The sequence below is a fragment of the Pedobacter sp. genome, from assembly GCF_035317785.1.
Classification (GTDB): domain Bacteria; phylum Bacteroidota; class Bacteroidia; order Sphingobacteriales; family Sphingobacteriaceae; genus Pedobacter.
The window spans coordinates 1-7259 of the sequence record NZ_DATHGC010000130.1 but is presented as its reverse complement, the minus strand read 5'-3'; the positions used below and the strand labels follow the sequence as shown (position 1 = coordinate 7259).

At 43.8% G+C, this 7259-nt stretch carries 6 protein-coding genes; 5 read left to right on the top strand and 1 reads right to left on the bottom strand.

The genetic code is table 11. The features are described 5' to 3' along the window. On the top strand, positions 1 to 897 hold an 897-nt coding region (locus VK541_RS07830; RefSeq protein ID WP_324368623.1), incomplete at its 5' end, for a glycoside hydrolase family 88/105 protein. Between the two features lie 19 nt (positions 898 to 916). Here VK541_RS07830 and VK541_RS07825 read toward each other — a convergent pair. Continuing rightward, positions 917 to 1399 (bottom strand): TlpA family protein disulfide reductase, encoded by a 483-nt coding sequence (locus VK541_RS07825; RefSeq protein ID WP_324368621.1) that lies wholly within the window; start codon positions 1397 to 1399, stop codon positions 917 to 919. Between the two features lie 181 nt (positions 1400 to 1580). On the opposite strand from VK541_RS07825, the gene VK541_RS07820 reads away from it, so the two are divergent. From VK541_RS07820 to VK541_RS07805, 4 genes are all read left to right on the top strand, one after another. Then, a complete protein-coding gene (locus VK541_RS07820; RefSeq protein WP_324368619.1) occupies positions 1581 to 3881 on the top strand; it encodes a DUF7133 domain-containing protein in 2301 nt (766 codons plus the stop codon). Between the two features lie 3 nt (positions 3882 to 3884). Beyond that, positions 3885 to 4334 (top strand): ribose 5-phosphate isomerase B, encoded by a 450-nt coding sequence (rpiB, locus tag VK541_RS07815; protein ID WP_324368617.1) that lies wholly within the window; start codon positions 3885 to 3887, stop codon positions 4332 to 4334. A gap of 947 nt (positions 4335 to 5281) precedes the next feature. Continuing rightward, positions 5282 to 5920 (top strand): outer membrane beta-barrel protein, encoded by a 639-nt coding sequence (locus tag VK541_RS07810; RefSeq protein ID WP_324368615.1) that lies wholly within the window; start codon positions 5282 to 5284, stop codon positions 5918 to 5920. Positions 5921 to 6038: 118 nt separating this feature from the next. Then, positions 6039 to 7259 (top strand): PhoH family protein (locus VK541_RS07805; protein ID WP_324368613.1); only part of this gene is annotated, 1221 nt, incomplete at its 3' end.

Genomic DNA, 7259 nt, shown 5'->3' with positions numbered 1-7259 from the left:
TTGAAATATGCGGCGGTGACAAAAAATGCGGTGCTAAGGGATGGGCTGGACAATCGTTTCAGGCCCTTATTATACGAAAAAAAAGCTTTGCAGCCACGACCTGACCATGTAGACCCCAATATCTTCGGGACTTTGCCGCTGGAGCTTTACATGCAGAAGAAGAATGATATTTATCTGGGCATGGGCAAGTGGTTTGCGGATCAGCAATGGACATTGCCTGCAAAGGCGAAACCTGAGCACAAGGAACTGCTGGATAAAGGTTTGAGCTGGGAAACCCGCATGTGGATCGATGATATGTACATGATTACCAATATCCAGGCCCAGGCTTACAGGGCTACCGGCGACCGCAAATATATTGACCGTGCCGCTGCTGAAATGGTGGTTTACCTTGATGCGATTCAACGGCCCAATGGTTTGTTCTATCATGCCGCTGATGTTCCTTTTTTCTGGGGCAGGGGCAATGGCTGGATGGCGGCGGGTATGGCGGAGCTGCTAAGTTCATTGCCGAAGGACAATAAGGACCGGCCAAGGATATTGAAAGCTTATCAGACGATGATGGCTTCGCTCAAAAAATATCAGAATAAGGATGGGATGTGGCTGCAATTGATCGATGACACGGGGTCATGGCCGGAGAGCTCGGGAACGGGAATGTTTACTTTTGCGATGATTAAGGGTGTGAAAAATGGCTGGCTGGAGGAAAAGGAATATGGTGCTGTGGCCAGAAAGGGATGGATTGCCCTGACGAAATATATTGAGCCCAACGGGGATGTCAGAGAGGTTTGCCAGGGAACGAACAAGGAAAACAGCAGGCAGTATTACCTGGACAGGAAGCGGATCACGGGTGACATGCATGGTCAGGCACCGGTATTGTGGTGTGTTTTTGCTTTACTGGAATAGTAAACGAAACGATTAAACATTACTTTAACAAAGGAAACATCTTCGGCACTTCCTTTTCTTTGCTGGTATAATAGATCAGCTTGCGGTTAGTGGAAAATAAATACAATGAGGGGTATTCTTTAGGATGAAAAAGAGGTATAAACATGCGGTCTTTATCTCTCAATACTGTTACATTTTTCAGTGCCACTAATGGTTTGGCAAAATTGCTGATGTAATAGTCTATGGAGACTTTCTCATCCTGGCTGATCAGGTAGATGTTGACGTTGCCCAGTTCTTTGGTTCTTTTGGACAGAACGGTTGCTACACGCTGGCAATGCTCGCAGGTGGCATCAAAAAACATCAGTAATGATTTCTTTCCTTTTGTAATCTGCTCTGTTGAAAACACCTTGCCGTCTGTCTTGTAGAAAACGGTGTTTGGAATTTCAGTTCCGGGTTCAAGGCCCTGGGCATAAGTTAGCGTAGCGAATACGGACAAAAGCAGGGTAAACAGGATTTGTTTCATAACAGTTCTAAAAGTTCTAAAGAAAAGCACAAATATTATAATTTTACAGGGATTTTTACGTAAATTATTAAACTACAAGGTTGTAGTAACAATACTGATATTAAAAAGCATGCTGTTTTATAAGATAACTTTTTAGATTTGCCTTACACAAAAGAAACCATATATATTGCAGCAACCCGCTATGAGACCTTACATTTATGCATCCCTGATACTTGGCGTATTTACATTGTACCAATGCCAGAGTTATAAAAAGGCTGCCACTACTTCCAGTACTTTATCTAAACCGGGCCCGGTCGACCTTACATCTTCCCCGCTCGTTCCTGCAGATCAATCTATCAGCAAGATGCAGGTCGAAGACGGTTTTGAAGTACAGCTGATCGCTTCTGAACCGCTGGTCACTACTCCGGTCGCGATGTCTTTTGACAAAAAGGGCCGCATGTGGGTGGTAGAAATGAATGGATACATGCCTGATACTTTAGGCACGGGAGAGGACAAGCCTACCGGAAATATTGTAATCCTGGAAGATAAAAATAAGGATGGGGTGTTTGACGATCGCAAGGTGGCTATTGATTCACTGGTATTGCCAAGATCGATCTGTCTGATCGAGGGCGGGATATTGGTAGCCGAACCACCCAATCTTTGGTATTATGACCTGAAGGATGATAAACCGGTTAAAAAGACTCTGGTAGACCCTAAATATGCGACGGAAGGTAATGTGGAGCATCAGCCGAATGGCTTGTTAAGAGACCTGGACAACTGGATCTACAATGCCAAATCGAGTAAGCGGTATAGGAAACAAGGTGATAACTGGCTGATTGACGATACACATTTCAGAGGGCAGTGGGGTGTGAGCCAGGACAATTATGGCCGCCTGTATTACAATGACAATTCCTCCAATGTGCAGGGCGATTATTTTAGCCCGGGCTTTGGGGCTACCAATAATAACCAGCGCAGTGTGGCTGGTTATTATGAACGGACGGTGCCTAATAACCGTACCTATCCCATCAGGCCAAATCCGGGTGTAAACAGGGGCTACATGAAGGGCACGCTCGATGACAGCCTGAGGCTTGCCAGTTTTACGGCTGCCTGTTCACCACTGATCTATAGGGGTGAACTGTTTGGCAAGGATTATGATTTTAATGCTTTTGTGGCTGAGCCGTCCGGCAATCTGATCAAAAGAAATATCATCAAAGAGAACGGGTATATTGCTAAGGGAGAGCAGGCCTATAAAGGCAGGGAGTTTCTGGCAAGTACAGATGAGCGCTTCAGGCCGGTAAGCTTGTACAACGGACCGGATGGTGCTATGTACGTATTGGATATGTACCGCGGGATCATCCAACATAAGACGTATGTGACGCCATACCTGGCCAACCAGATCAAGATGCGGAATCTGACTTTGCCATTAAATTGTGGAAGAATCTATAAAATTGTACCTAAAGGCAAAAAAGCTTCTATGGTGTCCATTCCTGACGATCCAGGGCAATTGGTAGCCATGCTGGGCAGTCCCAATGGTTATTTGCGGGATGAGGCACAGCAGACACTGATCGATGGTAAAAATAAAGCGGCCATTCCATTGTTGAAAGAAGTGATCAAACAAACCGGTAAGCCATTGCAGGTCATTCATGCCCTTTGGACTTTGGAGGGGCTGCATGCATTAGAAACCAATGAGGTACTCGCCTTGCTGAAAAGCCAGGAGTGGCCGGTTCGTATGCAGGCATTGACGGTCATCCCATCGGTCATCAGTCTTTCATCTGCACCGTTGTATGTTACTGCACTGCAGCAACTGCTGGACAATAATGATGAACTTGCTGCTCCTTATATCGGATTTCTGGCTGCCGACCTGAAACCTTTTAACGAAAAAGCTGCAAATGGATTCCTGGTTGATCTGGCTAAAAAATATCCGGACAATGCTTATGTTGCTGATGCGGTGATCAGTAACCTGGCGTATCGGGAAGAGGCTTTTAAAAAATCTCTTGCGGCTATAGTTCCCGATTCTGGTTTAAGGATCAATAAACAGCTTCAGAAGGTCATCACTGCATATAAGAACACACAGAAGAACCGCAATCCGGAACTGCTGGCCAGCCAGTTCCCTAAGGGTTCGGCTATATTCAGGTCGACCTGCCAGACTTGCCATGGTGCTGATGGCAACGGAACGCCTTCGCTGGCGCCGCCTTTAAACAAGTCGCAATGGGTAAATGGTGATAAGAACAAACTGATCTCTATTGTGCTTTTTGGCCTGACCGGACCTATAAATGTAAACGGTCATGTGTATGAGGCACCTGAGGTAGCGGGTGATATGCCGGGCATTGGGCACAACGACGAGCTGAGCGACGAAGACGTTGCGCAGCTGCTCAGCTTCATCAGGCAGTCCTGGCAGAATGATGCTGCCAAAGTTGATAAGAAAGACATTCTAAGTATACGCAATAAATATAAAGGCAGGCAAAAGACCTTTACAATGGAAGAACTGGATTCTAATAAGTAAATCATGAAAGTAATTATCGGATCGGACCACGCAGGGTTTAAATACAAAACTATTATTGCCGAGATCCTGCAAAAAGAGGGATATATTGTGATCGATAAGGGCAGTTATACCGGCTTGCCCTCCGATTATCCGGATCACGCTGCAGATGTAGCTCGTGCTTTGCAAAATAAGGAGGGTGACAGGGGCATATTGGTCTGCGGCAGTTCTGTGGGAGTGAGCATTGCAGCCAATAAATTTAAGGGCATCAGAGCGGGGGTTTGTCACGATACTTATTCTGCACACCAGTCTGTAGAGCACGATGATGTGAATATACTATGTATTGGCGAACGGGTGATTGGGATTGAGCTGGCCAAAGACATCGTATCTGCATTTTTGAAGGCAAATTTTACAGGTGAGGAACGTCACGTAAATCGCCTTGCGAAAATCACTGCGATAGAGCAGGGGCAGGGCTAATTCTGTACCAGCTGTATGGCGATCATAATCAGCAGGGCTACTACACAAATAATCAGTGAGTTGACAGAAGGCAGTTTGTTGTAAGATTTGGTTATCATGGTTGTAAAGTTTAGTATAAGGATGTTTCTAATAAAAATGGGATCAGGTCATAAAGACCCAACCCCATCATCTAAATTAACGCTCTCAAACAACTAAACGAGTCTGGATTATTTTTCGCTACAATAAATTTGAAAAAATATCCCTAATACTGTTCATAACTTTGTTAGCAACCTGTTAAGAATTTGTTTATAAGTTGTTTAACTTTTTCTTGCAAAACTTCATTTACCTCCGTATATTAGATCTATCAATTAGCAAGTACTTTGACAGTCTGAAGAAATACCAAAAAGAATACTTAGCCCCAGGGCGGAAGGTTCTGGTAAATCTAAGGATCAGCACAGGTAACCCGATATCAAAGGAAACGGAGAAAACGGGTCGCACCAAAACATCACCGGTAGCTGCGAAGCGAAGGTAGATTAGCTGAATCCGCAAAGGACATTATACACTGAAAGAGGAATTCTACGGGATAAATCGGACAGTATAATTTTACGGGCTTCGAAGTTCTTAGGAACTAAAGAACGCCACGAAAGGTTAAGGATACAGAGCAGTTGATAGTTATCTGAGGCTACGGCAGCAGGTAATTGGAAACGGAGTCACCAAATCGCAAGAAGAGGAACTCCGTTTTCCGTTTTATAGACATTTCGGTTTGATATCTTCAGTTTTACGACTATTCAGTTGTGCTTTAACAGTTTGGGTAATTTTCTTTTTTCGACATTCGTGTTTAATTTACAAACATGTCTATACCTGTTTTTCCATTGTGTTTTAATTATGTTACAAATAATGATAAATTATAATTTGTAATGATAATTTATCTAATTATATTGATGACTTAAACACATAAACACACACAAATGAAAAAACAACTATTAACTGCTCTTGCAGTAGTGGCATCGCTATGCGGATATGCCCAGACAAAAGGAACCAATGCGCTAAGTCTTGGTGTAAGTACCTATACCTCTAAGTCAGAACAAAACATCCCGTCAGGAAATGCGAGACAAAAGCAAAAGCAAAGCAGTTTTTCCCTGGGGTACGGGCACTTCATTAGCGATAATACCAAACTTGGCATTGATCTGTTGTATGGGCGCAGCAGCTCTACCAGCACAAATAATACCCAGAACAATGCAACAGAAATATTTGGAGGAGGCTTGAGCTACCAAAAGTATTATCCGCTAATTGGAAAGTTTTACGCCTATGCTGGTGGTAGCGCCTCTTATAGCCTCACCAAACTTGATTATGATGATCTGCAGAATTTGAATTCCTTTAAAAGCAATTCTTATGGCCTTGGCGCTTATGGAGGTGTCACCTGGTTCATAAACAAAAGATGGGCTCTTGAAACCCGTTTGTTGTCAGCTACAGCTTCATACACAACTACCAATCAGACAGATGGCACCAGTGCATCAGATGTTTATAAAAAGAGAGATACTAATTTTAGTCTGAATACCCAGGGTATTATCAATGACCTTGGCTTCAAGATCTACTTACTTTTTTAAACTGACAATTATTATTCAGGGCAACGGGTCTTTGGTGCGGAATTGTATCCGCATCAAAGACCCGTTGTCTTTTTATACCATTTCACTTCAAACATAAATTTCGCTATTTTTAGCTGTCATGAGTAAATCCGTAAAACAACCTTCGCTAAAGCAAAAGATCTTTGTACTCGATACTTCGGTAATCCTCTATGATCACAATGCATTCAACAATTTCCAGGAGCATGATGTTGCCATTCCCATACAGGTGCTGGAAGAGCTGGATAACATGAAGAACGGCAATGAGACGCGCAATGCGGAGGCCAGAAGTTTTATCCGCCTTATGGACAAGGCTTCGGGTGACAAGATCATGAACAAATGGATTCCATTAAATGGCTTCAGCCCGAAAATAGGTGTCAAAAGAGGGAGCTTTAAAGTGGTAATGGACAAAAAGCCTAAAATTACAGACGCGGAAGAGGTCTTTGGCAAGGGTAAATTTGACCACCGGATCCTCAATGCGGCGCTCAGTCTGAAGGAGGAATTTCCGCAAAAAAAAGTAATACTGGTATCTAAAGACATTTGCCTGAGGCTAAAGGCCAAATCTCTTGATCTCTATGCTGAAGATTATGAAACCGGTAAGGTGAAAAATCTGGACGAACTGTATACCGGAAAAAGCATCATCAGCAAAGTACCCGAAACGCTCCTCAATGAACTCAAGGCAGCAGGCAGCGCTCCTGCAAATCAGCTTGACATTGCAGATCCTGAAGCCAACCATTTTTGCATCCTAAAATCAGGCAGAAAGAGCGCTACGGCCTGGTATTATGCGCAAACGAAATACCTTTATGCGATTAAGCCGCAAACTATATTTAACATTACACCTAGGAATCATGAGCAGGCTTTTGCTGTTCATGCATTGCTGAATCCTGATATTAAACTGGTGACCATCCAGGGTAAGGCCGGAACGGGTAAGACCTTGCTGGCCCTGGCCAGTGCACTCGAGCAGCGTAAAGAATATCGCCAGATTTATGTAACACGTCCTATCATTGCGCTGAGCAACAAGGATATTGGTTTCCTGCCAGGCGATATTAAGTCTAAGATAGATCCTTATATGGCGCCGATCTGGGATAATCTGAGGTTTATCAAAGAACAGTATAATGACGATCCTAAGGTACAGGGCAGAATAGATGAGTTTGTTAACACGGAAAAGATCGTGATCTCGCCGCTGGCGTACATCAGGGGAAGAACGCTGACCAAGATCTTTTTTATCGTAGATGAGGCGCAGAACCTGACCCCGCATGAAATTAAAACCATCATTTCCCGGGCGGGTGAAGATACCAAGATCATATTTACGGGCGACATTTAC

Excerpts from the sequence above, each read along its gene's own strand:
- VK541_RS07810 (WP_324368615.1), top strand. The coding sequence starts at position 5,282 with ATGAAAAAACAACTATTAACTGCTCTTGCAGTAGTGGCATCGCTATGC.
- VK541_RS07820 (WP_324368619.1), top strand. The coding sequence starts at position 1,581 with ATGAGACCTTACATTTATGCATCCCTGATACTTGGCGTATTTACATTG.
- VK541_RS07825 (WP_324368621.1), bottom strand. The coding sequence starts at position 1,399 with ATGAAACAAATCCTGTTTACCCTGCTTTTGTCCGTATTCGCTACGCTA.
- rpiB (WP_324368617.1), top strand. The coding sequence starts at position 3,885 with ATGAAAGTAATTATCGGATCGGACCACGCAGGGTTTAAATACAAAACT.